The organism is Kitasatospora sp. NPDC088861 (assembly GCF_044750105.1).
GTDB lineage: Bacteria > Actinomycetota > Actinomycetes > Streptomycetales > Streptomycetaceae > Kitasatospora.
In genome coordinates, this window is record NZ_JBIVJF010000016.1 from 129364 (window position 1) to 149380 (window position 20017).

The 20017-nt window shown below is 75.7% G+C and carries 18 protein-coding genes; 17 read left to right on the forward strand and 1 reads right to left on the reverse strand.

The window, feature by feature from the left end; genetic code table 11:
• Positions 1-5 precede the first annotated feature (5 nt).
• From ACIP37_RS24875 to ACIP37_RS24885, 3 genes are read left to right on the forward strand one after another with little or no spacing between them, the layout of a single operon-like run.
• Positions 6-446 carry a phage tail protein gene (locus ACIP37_RS24875; protein ID WP_063346012.1) on the forward strand — a complete coding sequence of 147 codons (441 nt, stop codon included), beginning with the start codon at positions 6-8 and terminating at the stop codon, positions 444-446.
• Entirely contained in the window at positions 443-931 is a 489-nt protein-coding gene (locus ACIP37_RS24880) for a hypothetical protein (RefSeq protein WP_363585558.1), read from the forward strand. Before ACIP37_RS24875 ends, ACIP37_RS24880 begins: the two co-directional genes overlap by 4 nt.
• A complete protein-coding gene (locus ACIP37_RS24885) occupies positions 928-1086 on the forward strand; it encodes a DUF6760 family protein (RefSeq protein ID WP_347878560.1) in 159 nt (52 codons plus the stop codon). Before ACIP37_RS24880 ends, ACIP37_RS24885 begins: the two co-directional genes overlap by 4 nt.
• Before the next feature lie 582 nt (positions 1087-1668).
• Here ACIP37_RS24885 and ACIP37_RS24890 read toward each other — a convergent pair.
• Complete coding sequence (locus ACIP37_RS24890) at positions 1669-2202, reverse strand: hypothetical protein (protein WP_400810209.1); 534 nt, start codon at positions 2200-2202, stop codon at positions 1669-1671.
• Between the two features lie 2368 nt (positions 2203-4570).
• Here ACIP37_RS24890 and ACIP37_RS24895 point away from each other — a divergent pair.
• From ACIP37_RS24895 to ACIP37_RS24960, 14 genes are all read left to right on the forward strand, one after another.
• Positions 4571-4846: a hypothetical protein gene (locus ACIP37_RS24895; RefSeq protein ID WP_363585556.1), complete on the forward strand. Its 276-nt coding sequence runs from the start codon at positions 4571-4573 to the stop codon at positions 4844-4846.
• 67 nt (positions 4847-4913) lie between these two features.
• Positions 4914-5342, forward strand: a complete 429-nt coding sequence (locus ACIP37_RS24900) for a phage tail protein (RefSeq protein WP_363373130.1) — start codon at positions 4914-4916, stop codon at positions 5340-5342.
• A 58-nt stretch (positions 5343-5400) separates the two neighbouring features.
• A complete protein-coding gene (locus ACIP37_RS24905; RefSeq protein WP_363585555.1) occupies positions 5401-6120 on the forward strand; it encodes a peptidase M23 in 720 nt (239 codons plus the stop codon).
• A complete protein-coding gene (locus ACIP37_RS24910; RefSeq protein ID WP_400810212.1) occupies positions 6117-7898 on the forward strand; it encodes a VgrG-related protein in 1782 nt (593 codons plus the stop codon). The genes ACIP37_RS24905 and ACIP37_RS24910 overlap by 4 nt, the downstream gene beginning before the upstream one ends.
• A gap of 60 nt (positions 7899-7958) precedes the next feature.
• The gene (locus ACIP37_RS24915; RefSeq protein WP_363585553.1) at positions 7959-8270 is read left to right on the forward strand and encodes a PAAR domain-containing protein; all 312 of its coding nucleotides are present in this window, start codon (positions 7959-7961) and stop codon (positions 8268-8270) included.
• Positions 8267-8722: a GPW/gp25 family protein gene (locus ACIP37_RS24920; protein WP_350881814.1), complete on the forward strand. Its 456-nt coding sequence runs from the start codon at positions 8267-8269 to the stop codon at positions 8720-8722. The genes ACIP37_RS24915 and ACIP37_RS24920 overlap by 4 nt, the downstream gene beginning before the upstream one ends.
• Positions 8722-10683: a putative baseplate assembly protein gene (locus ACIP37_RS24925; RefSeq protein ID WP_363585552.1), complete on the forward strand. Its 1962-nt coding sequence runs from the start codon at positions 8722-8724 to the stop codon at positions 10681-10683. The genes ACIP37_RS24920 and ACIP37_RS24925 overlap by 1 nt, the downstream gene beginning before the upstream one ends.
• Positions 10680-11288, forward strand: a complete 609-nt coding sequence (locus ACIP37_RS24930; RefSeq protein ID WP_363629714.1) for a phage tail protein — start codon at positions 10680-10682, stop codon at positions 11286-11288. Before ACIP37_RS24925 ends, ACIP37_RS24930 begins: the two co-directional genes overlap by 4 nt.
• Before the next feature lie 3 nt (positions 11289-11291).
• Entirely contained in the window at positions 11292-12449 is a 1158-nt protein-coding gene (locus ACIP37_RS24935; protein ID WP_400810215.1) for an NADase-type glycan-binding domain-containing protein, read from the forward strand.
• A gap of 83 nt (positions 12450-12532) precedes the next feature.
• Entirely contained in the window at positions 12533-13579 is a 1047-nt protein-coding gene (locus ACIP37_RS24940; RefSeq protein WP_363585549.1) for a TIGR03617 family F420-dependent LLM class oxidoreductase, read from the forward strand.
• Between the two features lie 305 nt (positions 13580-13884).
• Positions 13885-14244 (forward strand): hypothetical protein, encoded by a 360-nt coding sequence (locus ACIP37_RS24945; protein ID WP_363585548.1) that lies wholly within the window; start codon positions 13885-13887, stop codon positions 14242-14244.
• Entirely contained in the window at positions 14241-16121 is a 1881-nt protein-coding gene (locus ACIP37_RS24950) for a GMC family oxidoreductase (protein WP_400810218.1), read from the forward strand. The genes ACIP37_RS24945 and ACIP37_RS24950 overlap by 4 nt, the downstream gene beginning before the upstream one ends.
• On the forward strand, positions 16118-16960 hold the full coding sequence (locus tag ACIP37_RS24955) for a hypothetical protein (protein WP_400810220.1): 843 nt from the start codon (positions 16118-16120) through the stop codon (positions 16958-16960). The genes ACIP37_RS24950 and ACIP37_RS24955 overlap by 4 nt, the downstream gene beginning before the upstream one ends.
• A gap of 216 nt (positions 16961-17176) precedes the next feature.
• Positions 17177-19933, forward strand: a complete 2757-nt coding sequence (locus ACIP37_RS24960) for a BTAD domain-containing putative transcriptional regulator (protein WP_400810248.1) — start codon at positions 17177-17179, stop codon at positions 19931-19933.
• Positions 19934-20017: the final 84 nt, after the last annotated feature.

Below are 20017 nucleotides of genomic sequence, written 5' to 3' on the forward strand. Positions count from 1 at the left end.
AAGTCATGGCTGAAGGCGATCCGCTCTCCACACACATATTCGGCGTCCAACTCGGCGGCTACAACGTCGAGTCCGTCAAGGAGATCAGCAACCTGACCGTCGACCAGGACGTCGTCGAGTACAAGCAGGTGACCCAGCAGGGCAAGCTGATCGTCCGCAAACAGCCCGGCGCGCGGCTGCCGGGCGAGGTGACGATCACCCGCGGGCTCGACAAGAGCGGGGCGTTCACCAAGTGGATCAACGAGACCCTCAACAACGGCGCGATCAACACCGCGCGGCAGAACCTCACCATCGAGGTCAAGGACACCACCGGTGCCACCCTCCGGCGGATCCAGCTGATGAACGCCTGGGCCAGCCGGTGGGAGGGCCCCACCCTCACCGCCGGTGAGTCCAGCGCCGCGACCGAGACGGTGACCATCGTGTTCGAGGAGATCACCGTCGAATGAGACGACGGATCAGCCTCGACGAACTCCTGGAGCAGGCTCCGGCAGCCGCCCCCGCTCCCGCCGCGGCCCCGCAGGCCGCCGCGCCGCAGCGGGGGCGGGGCCCCCAGGGGCACGGACTGCACACGGAGTTCGAGTTCGAGCTCCCGCGCGGGTACCTGGACGACGAGGGCGTCCTGCACCGGCACGGCGCCATGCGCCTGGCCACCGCGCGGGACGAACTCATGCCCCAGATCGACCTGCGGGTCAAGGAGAACCCGGCGTACCTGAGCGTGGTGCTGCTCAGCCACGTGATCACCCGGCTCGGCACCGTCACCGACGTGCACGCCGGCGTCGTCGAGCAGATGTACGCCACCGACGTCGCGTTCCTCCAGGACTTCTACCAGCGGATCAACAGCGAGGGCCACACCCGCGCCGCGGTGACCTGCCCGCACTGCGACGGCTCCTTCGAAGTCGACCTCGCTGGTGGGCGCCTGGGGGAATGGTGACGTACGCGACCACCCGGCTGTACGAGGAGGTCGCGTACATCGCCTACCACTTCCACTGGCAGCGGGAGGACATCCTCGACCTGTCCCACCAGGAACGCCGCGCGTGGGTGCGGGAGATCGCGCGGATCAACACCCGCGTCAACGAAGGCGGGTGAGCGCGGGATGGGGATTCGGGACCGGCTCGGGCGCCGGAAGGCCGGCGGTCCGGGCGAGGCGGGCGCTTCGGGTGCCCCGGGTACCTCGGGTGCTGCCGGCGGCACGGGTGACGCGGCTCCCGCGCCCCGGGCCGACGCGCCCGCCCCGGACGGTGGTTGGCGCGCGGTCGCGCCTCTGACCCCGACCCTCGCGGGAGCGGCGGGCGGGGTCAGCGACGGCCTGCGGTTCCGGTCCCGGCTCGCCTCCTGGCAGAACCCCTCGCTGACCGGCGCACTCGGGCACGCGGTCCTGCCGTCCGCCCCGGCGGGCATCCTGCGGGCGGTGGCACGGCCCCTCGGCCCGGCGGTCTCCGCCGGGGCGGACGGGCCCGTGCTGCCGTACGCCGCACCGGCGGTGGCGCCGTCGGAGGCTGCGGATCCGGTACCGGCCTCGGCTTCGGATTCGGTGGGGCGCGGGCCGGGCGCGACGGGCGGGCTCGGTCAGGTGCGGCAGGTGCAGAGGTCCGGCGCCGTGGTGCGACGGCTGCCCGTACGGGCGGTGGCTGCCGAGGGCGGCGACGCGCAGGCTGCCGCCGCGCCCGCTCACGGTTCCGAGGTGCCGTCTGCCGGGCAGGCCAGGACTGCCAGGCCGGTCCCGTCGCGTCGCGTCGGGAAGCCGCTGACCACCGCACCCCGCCCCCGGTCGCTGCCGACGCGCGCGGTGGCCGTGATCCCGCCCCGGCCGGTGCAACGTGCCGCGAGCGCGACGACGGTGGAGCGTGCCGCTGCCGTCGCGTCGGTGGAGCGGTCCGACGGTGTGAAGCCGGTGGAGCGGTCCGAGGGCGCGGCCCCGGTGGAACGGCCCGCGAGCGCGCCGACGGTGGAGCATTCCGCCGCCGTCGCTCCGCCCGTCGTGGAGCCGGGTGCCACTGCGCGGCCGTCCGAGACCTCCGAGCCGGCTCCGGTGCGGCCGACCGATGCCCCGACCCCGCGCACCGGCAACGCCGTGCAGCGCGCCGCGAGGGGAGGCAGCGCGAGGGGAGGCGCCGCACCGGGCCGACCCGTGCTCGGTGCCCCGCTGACCTCGCTGCCCGCCAGCGCCTCGCCACGGCTCAACGCCGACGGCGCGTCAGGCATCGTCCCTGGTCAAGGCCCCGAGGCCGGGCACGGACCGATGCCGATCGTCTCCCCGCCCGCGCAGCAGGAAGCTCCGGCGGGGAGCGGGCCGGACGGTGTGGAGCCGTCGGCACCGGGCAGCCCGGCGCGCTCGGCTCGCCCTGCCCGTCCCGAGCCCGGACGGCGCGGGGACGCCCCTGTGCAGCGCGCCGTCCAGACCGGCGGCGGTCCGACCGCCGTGCGGCGTGCCACACAGCCGCGCACCGAGCAGGCGCGCCCCGAATCGTCCAACGCCCGCACGCACGGCGGCCTGGGTGCGCCGCTGACCGCGCTGCCGCCGACGGCGGGCGCGGCACCCGGAGCACGGGCCGCCGGTACGGCCGACGGCCGGCGCGGCCCCGTCCGGCGGACCACGGCCCCGGGCCACGGAGCCCCCGCGACTCCCGACACCCCACGGACTCCCGCCACCCCCGTCACTTCCGCACGACCACAGCCGACCGGCCGAAGCGCGGCGGCCCCGAGCCCGGAAAGCGCTCCTCGCGCCACGGGCACGGCCCCCGCCGAGCCGGGCGCCACGGCAGTCCAGCGTGCGGCTGCGCCCGGCGCGCGAAGCGCTGACACGAGCGGGCAGGGCGGCTCCACCGAGCCCGGCCCCGCCGTCGGGCCGCAGTCGCCCCCCGGGACGGCACCGCAGGACGCGGGCCGCCGGGCCCGGCGCAGCGGTGGTACCGGTGGTACGGGGGGTACCGATGGCGCCCGGGACGTGCGGCCCATCGCTTCGCCGGGCGAGCCCGGCCCGCTGGTCGTGGCCCGCTCGCCGATCGGCGGCACCGCCGCACGTCCGGTGGCTGGCCCGGGCCACCGCACGCTGGGCCTGCTCGGCGAGCGCCGCATGGCGTCCACACTCGCCGCACCGGCGACGGCGCCCGCACCGGTGTCCGGCCGAGCGCCGGCGCCGACGCCCGCCCCACCCGTCGTCAGGGCCGCCTGGCCACCGGAGCCGCCCGCGCGCACCCAAGTGCCGCAGGCCCCGGAACCGGTGGCACCCGCGAGCTGGCGGCACCGGGCCGCCGCCGTCCTGCGCCTGCCCCGACGGGCACAGGCGAGCCGACCCGACGCTGCGCGCCCGGCGTCCCCAGCGGCACCGGCGTCCCCGGCGGACCCGGAAGGCACCGGCCCGGCGGCGCGGGGTGGTGTGGTGGCGCGTGCGGGTGCGCGGGGACCGGCGTCCGGCGGCTCCGCCGACCCTGCCGGCTCGGGCGCGGTAGGGCGTTCTGCTGCCGTGAGGCGTCCGAGCGTGCAGCGTTCGGCGGCCGGCGGCGGCGGCCCGGTGAAGGCGGATGCGCGTTCATCGGCGTCGGCAGGCTCGGCGGCGCGGGGGCCGCGGCCGTCGGAGCGCGGTGGGGCCTCCTCGGGGCGTGCGGGTGTGCGGGGTCCGGCGACTGATGGCACCGGTCCGGTGGCCGTCGGCCCCGGTACCGGCCCGATGGAGGCGGATACGCGCCGGTCGGAGCACGGCGGTCCTCCTGCGGGGCGGGCCGGTGTGCAGCGTTCGACGACCGTCGGGGGACCTCGCCCGGAGGCGTCGGACGGGCAGCCCGTAGCGCCGGACACCGCCCCGGCCGGGCGGGCGCGACGCGGGGAGACTCCCGTGCCGCCGCCGGCTGTGGAGCGTGGCGGCCGTGGTCCGGCGGTGCAGCGGTCGGTCTCCGGCGGCCCGAGGCCCGTCGAGCCGGGTGTCCGGTCGGCGGAGCCGCGAGGTGCTGTGGTGCCTGTCGTGGTTCCCGCCGGGCGGGTGCGGCGCGGGGAGCGTCCAGCACCCCCGGTCGTCGTGGCCGATGCCGGCCCGGCGGCCGTGGGCGCCTCTCGTGTCGGGCGCGCTGCGAGCGTGCAGCGCTCGGTGTCCGCCGGCCCTGTTGTCGCGGGCCCTGCCCTCGCCCCCGGCCCCGGCCCGGTCGAGGCGGCCGTGCGACCGGCGTTCTCCGACGACGCGTCGGCGCCTGCCGCCGTCCCCACCGTCCCCGCCGGTCGCGGGGGGCGTCCTGCGTCCGCGCCCGCTGCCTCCTCCGGCGGCCGTGTTCCCAGCGTGCCGTTGGTACGACTCACCCCGCCGAGCGCCCCGGCGTCCCCGGCGGCTCCGGCGATGGTCCAGCGGCTGCCGGTCGCCGGGCCCGCCGGCCCCGCCGTGCCCGCGTCCGCGACGCCGCCGCTGCCGAGCGGTGGCGCCTGGGCGCCGGGCGTCGCGGGGGGCGGCTTCGGCGGACCGGGGGCAGGCGGGGAGTCGCCGTTGCGCACCGGGTCGTGGTCGTGGACCGCGCCGTCCCGAGCCGGCACGGGCCCGTCTTCAGGGCCGTCCGGGCCGGCGCGGCCTTCGACGGAGACGGCCCGGGTGCTGCAACGGGTGGCGGAGCAGGCGGGGTTGTCCGGGGTGCCGTTGACCGCCGTACCGGCCCGCACCCCGGTGACCGTCCAGACCGCTTCGTCCCCGCCGCCGACCGCGGCCCCGCCCCCGCAGCCGGGCGGCGGATCGTCGACCGGGTCCCCGTCGGGGGCCGACCTCGACGAACTGGCCCGGCGCCTGATCGAGCCCGTCGGACGGCTGCTGCGCGTGGAGTTGCGCAGGGGGAGGGAGCGCGCCGGGCGGCCGTACGACGGCCGTCGCTGAGCGCTCGGGGCGCGGCGGGCAGACGGGCAGTGGCAGGTGGCAGGTGGGCAGGGCGACGGAGGCAGGAATGACCGACAACATCTTCGCGACGAGCGTGTTCTTCAAGCTCACGATCGGCGGCAACGACCTGGGCGAGTTCACGACGTGCTCGGGGCTGGGTGCCGAGGTCGAGATCCACCAGTACGCCGAGGGCGGCAACAACGGCTTCTCCTGGCAGTTGCCGGGCCGGATCACCTGGTCGAACATCACGCTCACCCGCGCGGTCACCGCGGACACCGTCAAGATCGCCCGCTGGCTGGACGAGACCGTGCGGCGGGTCCAGCCCAAGAACGGTGAAATCGTGGCCCTGCGGCCCGACTTGAGTCCCATCGTCAGCTGGCAGGTGCTCGGCATCGTGCCCGTCCGCTGGCAGGGCCCGTCGTTCGACCCGGCGAACTCGCAGGCGGCGACGGAGTCCCTGGAGATCGCCCACGCCGGGCTGCGCCCGTCATCGTGACGGCGCGTCGCACCCGGCGCAGGCCACCCATCGGACGACGAACGGAAGGAGGTGCGGGATGTCAGAGGTCCCCGCGAGTGTCACCCGGGCCCAACTGGCCATCATGGAGCCGCCGGCGACGGTCGGCGCCCAGCCCGGCGGGGTGATCGCGCGGCTCCCGCTCCAGTTCAACCCGTCGAGTCTGGTGCTGCGGAAGTCCTCGGAGTGGCGCCGTACCCCGTCCCGGATGGCCGCCGAGTCCGCGCTGCCCGAGTTCGTCGGCAGCGGGCCCCGCTCGCTGTCCATGGAGGTGTTCCTCGATGCGACGGCGACCCATGACGACTCCGTGGAAAAGGCGGTGGAGCAGCTGATGACGGCCTGTGTGCCGACTCCGGCGAGCCTGGCGCGCAAGAAGCCGGCGAGCCCGTGGATACGGCTGGACTGGGGCACGTCGTCGACGACGTCGTTCAACGGGGTGCTGACCGGCCTTCAGGTCACCTACTCGCTCTTCGACGTCGACGGCAAGCCGCTGCGGGCCACCTGCTCGTTCACCATCGACGAGGCCAGTGTCGACACGCCGGGCCAGAACCCGACCTCCGGCTCGATGGAGGCGCGCAGCACCCACCGGGTGATCGCGGGCGACAGCCTGCCGCTGCTCGCCTGGCGCGAGTACGGCGACGCGACGGCGTGGCGCACCATCGCCGAGGCCAACGACATCGACGACCCGATGGTGCTCGTCCCCGGGGTGGAACTGATCGTGCCGGGGATCGACGAGCCCACCCGAGGAGGGCGGTCATGACCACTCCCGAGGCACGCGGCGGCCGCTCCTTCGCCGCGGATCCGATCGTCGAGGCGCCCGGCCCGTTGCCGCCGGTCTGGGCGGCCCAGCTGGTCTCCTGCGACATCGAGGAGAGCACGGGCCTGCCCGACACGGCCGTGCTGATGTTCCGCGACGCGGACCACACCTTCCTGTCCGCGACCGGGGTCACCATCGGCACCCGGCTGCGGGTCTCCGTGATGACGGTGCAGGGCAACGCGCAGGTGCGGCTGTTCACCGGCGAGGTGACGGCGCTGGAGCTGGACGTGGACACCACCGGCTCGTTCACCGTGGTGCGGGCGTCCGCCATCACCCACCGGCTGATGCGCGGGCGCCGGGTGAAGGCGTTCCGCAACATGTCGACGGCGGACATCGTCCGTCAGGTCGCCGCGGGCGCCGGGCTCGGCTGCGGCCGGGTCGACGCGTTCCCCGTCGTCCACGAGCAGCTGTCGCAGGCCAACGTCTCGGACTGGGAGTTCCTCCAGTACCTGGCGCAGGAGAGCGGCGCGCAGGTGCGGGCGGACGACGAGGGGCTGCTGGAGTTCGTCAAGCCCGAGCAGGCCTCCTCGGCCCCGGCCCCCTCGACGCCCGCTCCGCAGAACCCGATGGTCCTGGAGTACGGCCGCAACCTGCTGGAGCTGCGCGGTGTGCTGACGGGCGGCGGCGGGGCGGACACCGTCGAGGTGCGCGGCTGGAACGTCCTCACCAAGAAGGCCCTGGTCGCCACGGAGCCGTCGGTGGCCAGCGAGACGGTGCGGCCCGGGATGAGCCCGTCGACGGCGGCCGCCGCCTTCGCCGGGAAGGCGCGGATGACCGTCACCGACACCCCGTACCGCACGCAGGCGGAGACGGCGGCCGCGGCCGGGTCGGTCGCCGCCTCGGTGGCCGCCGGGTTCGGCGAGCTGGAGGCGGTCGTCGAGGGCAACCCGAAACTGCGGGCGGGTGTTCCGGTCGCCCTGGGCAACGTCGGCGCCGCCTTCTCGGGCCGCTACACGGCCACCGCGGTGCGCCACCTGCTGGAGCCCTACCGCGGCTACCGGACGACCGTCGTGGTCAGCGCGGCGCCGGACCGCTCCCTCGCGGGGCTCGTCGCCGGGGGCGGCGCGGTGCCGCGCGGGCCGCGGATGCCCGGTCTGGCCATCGCCGTGGTCACCGACGTCCGGGAGCCGGGGGGCGCGCAACGCGGCTGGGTGCGGCTGAAGTTCCCGTGGCTGGACGACACCTACGTCTCCGACTGGGTGCGCACCGTCCAGTGGGGCGGGCAGGGCGGCGGCGGCGTGTTCAGCCCCGAGGTGAACGACGAGGTGCTGGTCGGCTTCGAGCAGGGCAGCCTGGACAGCCCGTACGTGCTGGGCGGCCTCTACAACGGCGTCGACAAGCCCTCGCCGCACGAGGTGCCGCTGGTCGACCCGGCCGGCGGGAAGGTCAACCGCCGCTCGCTGGTCTCCCGTTCGGGCCACCGCCTGGAGCTGCTGGACGTGCCGGGCGGCCAGTCCGGCGTCCGGCTGGCCAGCGGGGACCGGAAGCTGGAGGTGCGGCTGGACGAGCAGCGCGGCGAGATCGTCCTGACCGTCTTCGGCGCGGCCGGTGCGGCGGCGGCGAGTTCGGTGCGGCTGTCCTCCACCGGCATCACCATCGACGCCGGCGCCGGGGCGGTGAACCTGCGCGGGGGATCGGTGAACGTCACCGGCCGCACCGAGGTCACCGTGGAGGGCGGAGCGCTGGCGGTGCTCAAGGCGGCCCTCGTGCGCATCAACTGAACCACCGTCGGCACGGCCCGGCCCTCCGGCCCCCTCGAACCACCCGATTGGAGAACGCAGATGCCCCCCGCAGCCCGGATGGGTGACACCACCAGCGACGGCGGTGCCATCACCACCCCGCCGCCAGGCGCCCTCGCGGCGGCGACCGTACTGATCGGCGGCCGCCCGGCCGCCGTCACCGGCAGCCTGCACGTGTGCGTGCCGCACGTGGAACTCGGGCCCGGCAACGTCGTCATGCCCAGCCCCAAGGCGGCGGCCGGGGGCCTGGTCCTGATCGGGGGGCTGCCCGCGGCGCGGGTGGGCGACCAGACGGCCTGCGGCGCGAAGATCGTCACCGGCGCGTTCAACGTGCTGATCGGGGGCGTCGCGTGAGCGGCTTCATCGGGCGAGGCTGGGCCTTCCCGCTGCGGGTGAACGCCACCGGCGGCATCGGCATGGTGGACCGGGACCGGGAGATCGAGGAGGCCATCCGGCTGATCCTCGGCACCGCCCCCGGGGAGCGGCCGATGCGCCCGGAGTTCGGCTGCGGCATCCACGAGTACGTGTTCGCGCCGAGCGACGGCGGTACGGCGGGCCGGATCGCGCGCGAGGTGCGCACCGCGCTGGAACGCTGGGAGCCGCGGATCGAGGTGGACGACGTCGTGATCGCCTTCGACACCGTCGACGACGGCACGCTCTACATCGACGTCCACTACACCGTGCGGTCCACCAACGACCGCCGCAACCTGGTCTTCCCCTTCTACACCATCCCGAGCTCGCCGGACGCCCCGGATGTCCAGGACGTCCCGGGTGCCCTGGGCGCCGTGACCGGGGGAGTGAGCTGATGGCGCTGCCCTCCCCGAACCTGGACGACCGCCGGTTCCAGCAACTCGTCGACGAGGCCAAGCGGTTCGTCCAGCAGCGGGCCCCGGAGTGGACCGACCACAACGTGTCCGACCCCGGGGTCACCCTGATCGAGACCTTCGCGTACATGGTGGACCAGCTGCTCTACCGGCTGAACCGGGTGCCGGAGAAGAACTACTCCGCCTTCCTCGACCTGCTGGGCGTCCGGCTCTTCCCGCCGGCCGCGGCGACCGCGGAGGTCGACTTCTGGCTGTCGGCCCCGCAGCCCGAGACGGTGCTGCTGCGGGCGGGCACCGAGGTGTCCACGCTGCGGACCGAGACCGAGGAGGCGGTGGTGTTCTCCACCGCCGAGGACCTGCCCGTCGTCCCCAGCTCCCTCGACCGGCTGGTCACCGTCTCCGCCGCGGGGGAGCAGACCGACGCCACGGCGCGGCTGGCCGACGGCGTGGACGTGCCGTGCTTCCAGCCGCGCCCCCAGGTCGGGGACGCCATGCTGTTCGCGCTGCCGGCCGTCGTGCCGCGCTGCATCCTCGTCGTCCGGCTGGACAGCCGGGTCGAGGGCGTCGGCGTCGACCCGCGCCAGCCCCCGCTGGCGTGGGAGGTGTGGGACGGCGCGCGGTGGATCGCCTGCGAGACCGGCTCCGACACCACCGGCGGCCTCAACCGGCCCGGCGAGGTGGTGGTGTTCGTGCCCGCCGGGCAGGTCGCCTCGGTGGTCGCGGGGCGCCGGGCGGGCTGGCTGCGCTGCCGGGTGTCCGCGCCGGAGCCGGGCCAGCCGTTCTACGCGGAGTCCCCGACGATCCGCCGGGCGGAGGTGTTCACCGTCGGCGGCACCGCGACCGTCGTGCACGCCCAGACCGTGACCGACGCGCCGCTCGGCACCTCGGAGGGCGTCGCGGGCCAGCGCTTCCGGCTCGCCAGGCCGCCCGTCCTGCTCGACGGCGGGCCCCCGGTGGTCGAGGTCGCGGCCGGCGACGGCTGGGAGCGGTGGACGGCCGTCGAGCACTTCGGTGACTCGGCGCCGACCGACCGGCACGTGGTGATCGACGCGACCACGGGCGAGTTCGCGTTCCCGCCCGCCGTCCGGGAACCCGACGGCGGCCTGCACGCCTTCGGCGCGGTGCCGCCCAAGGGCGCGCACCTGCGGGTACCGCGCTACCGCACGGGCGGCGGCACGGCCGGGAACGTCGCCCGGGCGACGATCACGGTGCTGCGCAGCTCCGTCCCGTACGTGGCCAGGGTCGACAACCGGGAAGCGGCCAGGGGCGGGGTCGACGGCGAGACGGTGGAGAACGCCAAGGTGCGCGCCCCCCACCTGCTGCGGCTCCAGGAACGGGCCGTCACGGCCGGGGACTTCGAGCTGATCGCCCGGCAGGCCGCCCCCTCGGCGGCCCGGGTGCGCTGCGCGCCGGCCGTCGCCGGGGAGGCGGGCGCGGTGCGGGTGCTGGTGGTCCCCGACGCGGTCGCGGACGAGGGCGACCGCCTGCGGTTCGAGCAACTGATCCCCGGCGAGCAGGTGCTGTCGGCCATCGCGACGGCCCTGGACGAGCGGCGGCTCGTCGGCACCCGGCTCGTCGTCCAACCGCCCGACTACCAGGGGGTGACGGTGGTCGCCCGGCTCGCGACCCGCTCCCCGGACGGCGACCGGGTCCGGGAGGCGGCGCTCGCGGCCCTGTTCCGGCACCTCAACCCGCTGCGCGGCGGCGCCGACGGAAGGGGCTGGCCGTTCGGCCGGGCCGTGCAGTACGGGGAGGTGTTCGCGGTGCTCCAGCAGGTGGCCGGGGTCACGGCGGTCGAGGAACTGCGGCTCTTCCCGGCGGATCCGATCACCGGGCGCCGGGGCGCGCCCGCCGAACGGGTCGACGTCGCCCCGGACGCGCTGGTCTTCTCGCACCAGCACCAGGTCGTGGTCGCCGCGCTCCCGGCGGACGGTCCGCGATGAGCAGAGCGGCCGTCCCCGGGCTGCCCAGCCCGCATCCGATCGGCGAACTCCTGCCCGCGCTCTACGCCGAGGACGACTTCGCCCAACGGTTCACCGCGGGCCTGGACACCGTCCTCGCCCCGGTCTTCGCCACCCTGGACAACCTGCCCGCCTACTTCCAACCGCGCCTGGCCCCGGCCGACTTCGTCGAGTGGCTGGCGGACTGGGTCGCCGTCGAGACCGACCCGGCCTGGCCGGAGGAGGTCCGCCGGGCCGTGGTCGGCCGCGCGGTCGAACTGCACCGGTGGCGGGGCACCCGGCGCGGGCTCCGGGAACGGCTGCGGCTGATCCTCGGCGTCGGCGCGCAGATCGTGGACGGCGGCGGCGTGGCCTGGTCCACCACCGCGGGCGCGGAGTTGCCGCCCGCGCCCTCCGGGGAACTGCTGGTGCGGGTCTGGCCCGAGCGCACCCCGGCGGTGGACGAGGAGCAGGTGCTGGCGGTCGTCCGGGCGTCCTGCCCGGTCCACCTCACCTGCCGGGTGGAGGTCCTGCCCGGACCGCCTGGTCCATCCGGTTCACCTGGTCCATCCGGTCCACTCGGTCCACTCGGTGCGGAAGAGAGCTGAGCAATGCGTACGTGTCCCGAGTGCGGAGTGGCCAACGAGGACGGGGACGACTTCTGCGGCAACTGCGGTGCCTACCTCGGCTGGTCGGGGACGGCTGCCGCCACCTCGGCGGCTCCCGCCTCCGCGGCACCCGGCCCTGCCGCCGCTCCGCCCGCTGCGTCGCCCGCTGCTCCGCCCGCCGGGGCGGCCCGCGAGGAACCGCCCGTGCGGCCGTCCGCGGCGCCCGCCGAACCGCCTGCCGCGCGGCCCGCCGAGCCGGCGAGGCCGTCCGCCGCCGCGCCCGCTGCTGCGCCCGCGCCCAAGCCCGCACCCGCCTCCGAGGTGCCGCCGGTCCGCCCCGGCGCGGTGCCGCCGCAGCCCACGGCCGCCCGGCAGCCGGCGGCGGACCCGGTGGCGGTGCAGCCCGCCAAGCCCGTCGCGCCCCGCCCGACCGTCCGCCCGGCCGCGGCCGACGAGGCCCAGGTCGGCCCACCCTGCCCCCGGTGCGGCACGCCCAACCGGCCCGACCGGAAGTTCTGCCGGCGGTGCGCGGAGCCGCTGACCCCCACCGAACTCGTGGCGGCCCTGCCGTGGTGGCGCACCCGCTGGCCGTTCCGCCGCCGCGTGCGCATCGGCGGCTCCGGCAGCACCCTGCGCCGGATGATCGCGCTGCTCGTGCTGGCGGCGCTGGTGGTCGCGGGCGTGCTGTTCTACCCGGCAGGGCGGAACATCTACGAGGACGTGCTGGACAAGCTCCGCGACGCCTCGGCGATCTCCCCCACCGGGGCGGCGGCGAGCGCGGAGGTCGAGGGCCATCCCGCGAAACTGACCGTCGACGGGCTGAGCAACACCTACTGGGCGGCGCCGAACGTCGGGGACTCGATCAGCTTCCCCTTCGCCCGACCGTTCCGGCTGGTGGACGTGATCATCCACACCGGCTCCTCCACCGAGCCGCAGCAGTTCCAGCAGCAGGCACGGCCCACCGCCCTGGACCTCCGGATGACGACCTCGGACGGCAAGGTGCACGAGCAGAAGGTGACACTGAACGACAAGCCGGGCCCGCAGACGGTGCTGACCGGCGTCAGCGACGTCGTGAAGGTGACGCTGGTCGTCCGCGCCGCCGCCGGGACGGGGCCCGGAATCCCCATCGCGCTGGCCGAGGTGGAGTTCTTCAAGCGTTGAGGGGCAGGCTGCGGGGGTGGGCCCGGGCGCCGGCGTGGGAGGCTACCCGGGTACCGCCGCAGCCCGCGCCCAGGAGCACCGCCATGCACCGACCCCCCGCCTTCCGTCTCGACGCCACCGCCTCCGGGCACCCGGCGGGGATCCTCGACGCCGCCGAGCGGGCCGAAAGCCGGGGCATGGACCGCCTGGTGGTCGCCGAGACCGCGTACGACCCGTTCCTCCAGCTGGCCCGCGCCGCCGACCGGACCGAGCGGATCGAGCTGGCCACCGGCATCGCGGTGGCCTTCGCCCGCACCCCGATGACGCTGGCCTACCAGGCCTGGGGGCTGCACGCGGCCTCCGGCGGACGGGCCGTCATCGGGCTGGGCTCGCAGGTCAAGCCGCACATCGAGAAGCGCTTCGGGATGCCCTGGGACCGGCCGGCCGCGCGGATGCGCGAGTACGTGCACGCGGTGCGGGCGATCTGGCACAGCTGGCAGACCGGCGAACGGCTGCGCTTCCGGGGCGAGTTCTACACCCACACGATGATGACGCCGGTCTTCTCGCCCGACCCCGTCCCCGCCGGGGTGCCGAGGATCCTGCTGGCCGGCGTGGGGCCGCTGATGACCCGTACGGCCGGGGCGGTGGCCGACGGGTTCCTCAGCCACCCGTTCTCGTCGCCCGCCTACCTGGCCGAGCAGGTGCTGCCCGGTCTGACCGGGGCCCGGGCGCAGGCCGAGGCCGAGGGCGCCCCGTGGACGGCGCGGCCGTTCGAGGTCGCCGGCAGCGTGCTGACCGCCACCGGCCGGACGGAGGAGGAACTGGCGGCCAACCGGGCGGGGGTGCGGGAGCGGCTGGCGTTCTACGCCTCCACCCCGGCCTACCGCCCGGTGCTGGCCCAGCACGGGTGGGAGGGGCTCCAGGAGGAACTGCACACCCACTCGGTGCGCGGCCGCTGGGCGGAGATGGCCGCGCTGATCGACGACGAGGTGTTCGACACCTTCGCGGTGTCCGGTCCGGTCGAGGACGTCGCCCGCGAGCTGACCCGGCGGTACGCGGGCCTGGTCGACCGGCTGTCCGTCAGCCTGCCGGAGGAGGCGGACCCGGAGCTGGGCCTCGACGTCCTGGCGGCCGTCCGCGCCCTCGGCTGAGCTCCGTCGGACCCTCATCGACCCTCGTCGACCCTCGCCGGACCTCCGCCCGGTCCCGCCGGACCCCTCGCCGTACCCGCGCCAGCCCCCGTAGCCCGACCGGAAACAGCCGCCGACCGAACGCGGTGGGCGGCAGATCGGGCAGGAGACGGCCAAGACCGGGCACATTCGGGCAACGGGTTCCCGGTGGCGACGGCGGGCGGCAGGATCGCGCTGGCAGACCGTGACGGGCCGCCGTTTCCACCCACCCCACGGTCTGTCATGTCTTGGCCACCGTCGACGACCGTGGGGGTGCCCGCTTGTCCGTGCCAGACGACCATCCTGCCGTTGACTGCCTCGCCGAGTTCGGGGCGCCCGACGACCTCGCCGACTTCGACGAGTTCCTGCGCGTCTGCGCCGAACTGACCGGATTCGACGAGCCCGAGCTGCGCGCCACCGGCATGGCGCACGAACACCACCGCACCACCCTGGCCCACCGGGTCCGCGACGACCACGCCCTGGTCCACCTCTGGTACGTCGGCGCCTGGCCGGGCGAGACCCCCAGCTCCGCCCGCGCCTACGACCAGGGCCTGGCCTGGCGGACCTTCCGCGCCGACCCACCCGGCGCCGCCGCCCCCGGCCACGGCAGCTGGGCCGAGGCCCCCCGAGGGGTTGAGGAACGGTGACCGCCCGCTGGGACGTCGTCGTGGTCGGCGCAGGCTTCGCCGGAACGCTGGTCGCCCACCGCCTCGGCGCGCAGGGCCGGCGGGTCCTCGTCCTCGAAGCCGGCCGGGCCGCGCCCTCCGGGCCCGAGACCGCCGCCGCCTTCCGCTCGGCGGGCGGCGGCCCGCCCACCTCGCCCTACCCGCACGACCCCGACGCCCCGTCCCTCGACGTCACCGACCTCACCGGGCTCCCCGGCGGCGGCTTCACCGCCACGGGACACCTCCGGCAGGACGGCCCGCTGCCCTACGCCAGCGGCTACCTGCGCGCCAACGGCGGCACCGGACTGCTCTGGACCGGCCTCACCCCGCGCATGCACCCCGAGGACTTCCGCACCGGCGACCTCGGCCGCGGCCGCAACTGGCCGATCGGCTACCACGACCTGGAGCCGTACTACCGCGCAGCCGAACACGAACTCGGCGTCGCCGCCGACGCCGGGGAGCAGCGCCGCGCCGTCGGACTGCCGATCCCGGACGACTACGCCTTCCCCATGCGGGCCATCCCGGCCAGCCACCTCGACCGCCGGCTCGCCCACACCCTCGACGGCCGGACCGTCCGCGACCCCGCCATGCCCGGCCCCGCCCGGCTCGCCGTCACCGGCACCCCGCACGCCCGCAACGGCCTGCCCACCCGGCCCGGCGACAGCTTCGGCCAGCCCTGCGCGGGCAGCGCCAGCTGCGTCCCGGTCTGCCCGACCGGTGCCAAGTACACGCCGCTGCGCACCCAGGCCCGCTGGGCGCCCTGCGTCGAACTGCGCACCGGGGCCGTGGTGGCCAGGGTGCTCGCCGACCCGGTGACCGGGCGCGCCACCGGGGTGGAGTACCTGGCCGGCGGCGCGGCCCACCGGGTGGACGCGGACCTGGTCGTCCTCGCCGCGCACGCCGTCGAGAACGCCAGGCTGCTGCTCCTGTCCGGCCTGGCCAACCGCAGCGACCAGGTGGGCCGCAACCTGATGGACCACCCGGCGCTGCTCACCTGGGGGCTCATGCCCGGCCAGGTCGGCCCCTACCGGGGGCCCGGCTCCACCAGCGGCCTGGAGGCCTTCCGCTTCGGCCCGGCCCGTGCCCGCCGGGCCCCGTTCCGGATCGAGATCGGAAACTGGGGCTGGTCCTGGGCCGGTGGCTCCCCCGAGGCGGAGACGGCCGCACTGCTGGCCGCCGGGCTGCGCGGCAAGGAGCTGCGGGCACGCCTCGGCGACCGGCTCGGCCGTCAGTTCTCGCTCCAGTTCGAACTGGAGCAGCCCGCCGACCCGGCCAACCGGGTCACCCTCGACCCGGACCGGCGCGATCCGCTCGGCCTCCCCGGCCCGGCCGTCCGCTACGACCTCGACGAGTACGTCCGCGCGGGCATGGTCTCGGCCCGGGCCGTCTCCGACCAGCTGTTCGCCCTGCTCGGCGCCGAGGACCACACCTCCTACCCGGCCGGTCCGCAGTGGCCGGGCCGCCTCGAACACCTGGGAACCGCCTACGGCTACCGGGGCGCGGGCCACGCCGGCGGCACCCACGTCATGGGCGACTCGCCCGCCACCTCCGTCGTCGACCACTGGCAGCGCTGCTGGGACCACCCCAACCTGTACGCCGTCGGGTGCGGCTCGATGCCCTCGCTCGGCACCTCCAACCCCTCGCTCACCATGGCCGCCCTGGCCCTGCGCAGCGCCGACCGGATCCACCAGGACCTGCTGGACCTTCACCGCCCGGTGTCCGTCGGCACCAGGCTGCCGACCCCCGGCCCGCCTCGCTCGCCCGTGCTCCCTTCGCCCGGCACCCCTTCGTGCGTCGCTCCTTCGCTTGCTACCCGTTCGCCCGCCACCCGTTCGCCCGCCTTTCCGGAGACACCATGACCGGCCTGCCGCTCCCGCCCGTACCGGAGCCGTACCACCTGCCCTTCCACTACGGCGCGCTGCACAACATCGGCGTCGACTACCTGGTCCAGCCCGAGCGGGCGCGCGAGCTGCTCGGCAAGCGCCACTCCGGCCTGACCGCCGCCGTGTTCGACGGCGGGGCCTGCGTGTCCCTCAACTACCAGCTGTACTTCGCCCAGTACCCGAACGGCGGTGGCATCACCGAGGAGCTGGAGATCAACCTGGTCGCCCACCCGATGTTCGCCGGGGACCGCCTGCCGGTCCTCAACTACGGCCAGTACGCCCGGGGTTACGACCAGACCAAGCTGCTCGGCATCGCCCGCCTGCACGTCCTGTGCGACAACCCGCTCGCCATCGACGCCGGGCGCCGCCTGTACGCCGAGCCCAAGCACCCCGGCTGGTTCGAGACCGCGCTGCCCTCGCTCAACGCCCCCGCCGTGCGTGAGCGCTGGTCCGTCTCCTGTCGCCGGGCCACCCTCGGGGCGGACGGGCTGCGCCGCCACGACGAGCAACTCCTCGCCCTCGACGTGAACCTGATCGGCCTCACCGCCGAATCCGTCAACAACACCCCGATCACCGGCTACGGCACCGACGACGAGGGCAAGCTGCTCGCCGGCCCGCTCAACGTCTACCACCCCTACCGCTACTACGCCCTGGACGACCGCACCGCCGACCGCGTCCGGCTCGACCTCGGCAACCCCGCGGAGGAGTCCGCCCGCGACCTCGCCCACCTGATCGCCGACGCCCCGGCCGCCGGGGTCTGGACCTACCAATCCCCGCCGGTCGCCGCCCACAACCGCGCCTACTACGTCCGGTGATGTGCCCGCCCGCCGAGGGCGGGTTACGGTCAGGGTCGACACCACCTGAGTGGGCGGGCAGCGGACCGTTGGCGCCGTTCTCGCGTGCACCCCTGACCGCTCCTCCGCAGCTGGGGGTGTGCTCGTGAGTGTCCACTGACAAGGGTAGCCTTACCCATTGCGCAGGTGATCGGCAGTGGGGAGGGACCCTTGTTGGAATTCCGGCTGCTCGGACCAGTGGAAGTCCGGTGCAACGGGCAGTTCGTCGAGATCGGGCCACCGAAACGCCGGACCTTGCTGGCGATGCTGCTCCTCGCCAACGACGCGCTGGTCACCAACGACCGCCTCACCGACGCCCTGTGGGGCGAGCAGCCGCCCAGACACGCCAAGACCGTGATCCAGGGGCACGTCTCCCAACTCCGCCGGCTGCTGCACCCCGTGGGCCCGGTCACCATCGCCACCGCCTGTGACGGCTACCTCCTCCAGGTACCGTCCGACCACATCGACGGTGAGCGGTTCCGCGCCGCCGTCGCCGAAGCGCGCACCGGCGACGGCGCACCGGCCGGGATCCCGGCGCTGCGCAAGGCCCTCGCGCTCTGGCGCGGCCCGGCGCTCGCCGGACTCTGCGGCACACCCCCGGTCGTCGCCGCGGCAGCGGAACTGGAGGAGGCGAGGCTCGGCGCGGTGGAGGAGCTCGGCCAGGCGCTGACCGCCGACCGGCGCGCCGAAGAGGCCGTCGCGGTGCTGCGCGGCCCGGCGGACCGGCATCCGCTGCGCGAGTCCCTGGTGGCGCTCCTGCTCGACGCCCTGCTGTCGACGAACCGGCAGGCCGAGGCCATCGAGCTCTACCACCGGACGGCCCGACTGCTCGGTGACGAACTGGGCGTCGACCCGGGCCCCGCGATGGTCGAGGCCTACGACCGGATCCTCGGCCCGCCACGCGCCGCACGCCGACGGGAGGACACGCACCGGCCCGGGGACCCCCACGGACAGGAGGCCGCGGGCCGGCAGGAGGCCGCCCGCCGCCAGGCGGACGCGCACCGCCGAGCTGACGCGCACCGTCAGGCGGACGCATACCGCGGCGCGGTCCAGCCGGGCGCGAACGACCTGCGGCGACCACTCCTGCTGCCCCGTCGGCCGGCCGGCTTCACCGGGCGCAAGCGCGAACTCGCCGCCCTCGACGCGGCCGTGCGGCACACCGCACACGACTCGCCCATCTGTCTGGTCACCGGGCCGGCCGGGATCGGAAAGAGCGCGCTGGTGGCCCACTGGGCCCAACAGGCCGCGGCGGACTTCCCGGACGGCGTGCTCTTCGCCCGGCTCGGCGGCTTCGTCGACACCGCCCCGATCGCCGACCCCGCCTTCGTCATCCGGGACTTCCTCGGCGCGCTCGGCATCCAGCCCGACGACATCCCGCAGAACACCGCCGCAGCCGAGGCGCTCTACCGCTCGCTGCTCCGGAACCGCCGCCTCCTGGTCATCCTCGACGACGCGCTGAGTTACGACCAGGTCCGCCCGCTGCTCCCCGGCGCCCACGGCTGCGCCACCGTCGTCACCAGCCGCAACCGGCTGGAGAGCCTGGTCGCCGGCGACTGCGCCCGCCCGCTGCTGCTGGACCGGCTCGGGCCGGGGGAGGGCGAGGCACTGTTCGCCCGCATCCTCGGCCCGGACCGGGTCGGAGCGGAGCCGGACGCGGCCGGGCGCCTGGTGCGGCTGTGCGACGGGCTGCCGCTGGCCCTGCGACTGGCGGCGGCCCGGCTGGCGGTGCGGCCCGAGCGCTCGCTCGGCGACGCGGTCGAGGAACTCCGCGACGGGCAGCGGCGGATCTCGTTCCTCGCGGTGGACGGCATCGACTTCGCCTCCGTCCTGCGCGTCAGCGTGGACCACCTCCCGCCCGACGCGGTCGCCGTCCTGCGGCTGCTGGCCCACCACTTCGGCCCCGACATCGACGTGGCAGCGGTCGCCGCGCTGGCGGACGACAGCCCGGCCGGCAGCCGCGCCGTGCTGGAACGCCTCGTCGCCGCCAACCTGGTGGAGGAACGGGGGCACGACCGCTACGCCCTGCACGGACTCATCCGGCTGTTCGCCCGCTCGCTCGGCCCCGCCCCCGGGGGCGACCGCCTCCTTCCGCTCCTCGACCACTACCTGTACGCCGCCCTGGCCGCCGCGAGCGCGGCGGTGGCGGGCAGCCAACCCTGCTGCCGGCTCCCGGAGGACTTCCGGACGCCGGTGTCGACGCCCGTCTTCGCCGACCGGGAGGAGGCCATGGCCTGGTACGCCAGGGAACGGCGCAACCTCGTCGCCGCCACCGCGGCGGCCGCCGCCGGCCGGCACCACCACCGGGCGTGGCGACTCGCCCTGCTGCTGTGGCCCCTGGTCGTCCAGCAGCCCGGAGCCGACTGGGAGGCTCCGCTCGGCCACGCCCTCGGCTCCGCCGTCGAACTGGCCGAGGCCGACGCGGAATCCCGCGTCAGGAGCCTGCTCGGCTGGGTCCTGGGGCAGAACGGCCGGTACGAGGAGGCCCTGCCGCACCTGCTGCGCGCACCCGACCTTGCCCGGCGCGCCGACGACACCGAGGGCGAGGCGATCGCCACCGCCAACCTGGCCCAGGCCCGGGAGGCACTCGGCGACACGAACCTGGCCGGCCTCGGCTACGAGCGGGCCGCGCAGCTCGCCCGCAGGGCCGGCAGCCCGCAGACCGAGATGCTCACGACCTACTACCTGGCCCGGTACCACCTGCTGAACGAGCGACCGGCGAAGGCGCTCACCCTCGCGCGGCACGCGCTCGACCTCGCCCCGGAGGACCAGGTCGTCGCGCGCCGCGCGATGCTCCTGGACATCTGCGGGAGGGCGCTGGCCACCCTGGACCGCAACGGCGAGGCGTGGCACCACTTCGACCGCGCGGGCCGCCTAGCGGAACAGGACGGCTTCACCGCCGACGCCGCCGACTACTACGCGCGCGCCGCCGCGGTACGGACCTGCGGGAACGGCTAGCGGCTGCCGGCCCCGGGGGGCGGCCCCCCCCCGCCGCCACACCGCCGGCCCCGGCACCAGCCCCCCGCGTGCGCTCCCCCGGGG

Excerpts from the sequence above, each read along its gene's own strand:
- ACIP37_RS24900 (WP_363373130.1), top strand. The coding sequence starts at position 4,914 with ATGACCGACAACATCTTCGCGACGAGCGTGTTCTTCAAGCTCACGATC.
- ACIP37_RS24890 (WP_400810209.1), bottom strand. The coding sequence starts at position 2,202 with ATGCCTGACGCGCCGTCGGCGTTGAGCCGTGGCGAGGCGCTGGCGGGC.
- ACIP37_RS24915 (WP_363585553.1), top strand. The coding sequence starts at position 7,959 with ATGCCCCCCGCAGCCCGGATGGGTGACACCACCAGCGACGGCGGTGCC.
- ACIP37_RS24940 (WP_363585549.1), top strand. The coding sequence starts at position 12,533 with ATGCACCGACCCCCCGCCTTCCGTCTCGACGCCACCGCCTCCGGGCAC.
- ACIP37_RS24925 (WP_363585552.1), top strand. The coding sequence starts at position 8,722 with ATGGCGCTGCCCTCCCCGAACCTGGACGACCGCCGGTTCCAGCAACTC.
- ACIP37_RS24955 (WP_400810220.1), top strand. The coding sequence starts at position 16,118 with ATGACCGGCCTGCCGCTCCCGCCCGTACCGGAGCCGTACCACCTGCCC.
- ACIP37_RS24875 (WP_063346012.1), top strand. The coding sequence starts at position 6 with ATGGCTGAAGGCGATCCGCTCTCCACACACATATTCGGCGTCCAACTC.
- ACIP37_RS24930 (WP_363629714.1), top strand. The coding sequence starts at position 10,680 with ATGAGCAGAGCGGCCGTCCCCGGGCTGCCCAGCCCGCATCCGATCGGC.
- ACIP37_RS24905 (WP_363585555.1), top strand. The coding sequence starts at position 5,401 with ATGTCAGAGGTCCCCGCGAGTGTCACCCGGGCCCAACTGGCCATCATG.
- ACIP37_RS24880 (WP_363585558.1), top strand. The coding sequence starts at position 443 with ATGAGACGACGGATCAGCCTCGACGAACTCCTGGAGCAGGCTCCGGCA.
- ACIP37_RS24935 (WP_400810215.1), top strand. The coding sequence starts at position 11,292 with ATGCGTACGTGTCCCGAGTGCGGAGTGGCCAACGAGGACGGGGACGAC.
- ACIP37_RS24910 (WP_400810212.1), top strand. The coding sequence starts at position 6,117 with ATGACCACTCCCGAGGCACGCGGCGGCCGCTCCTTCGCCGCGGATCCG.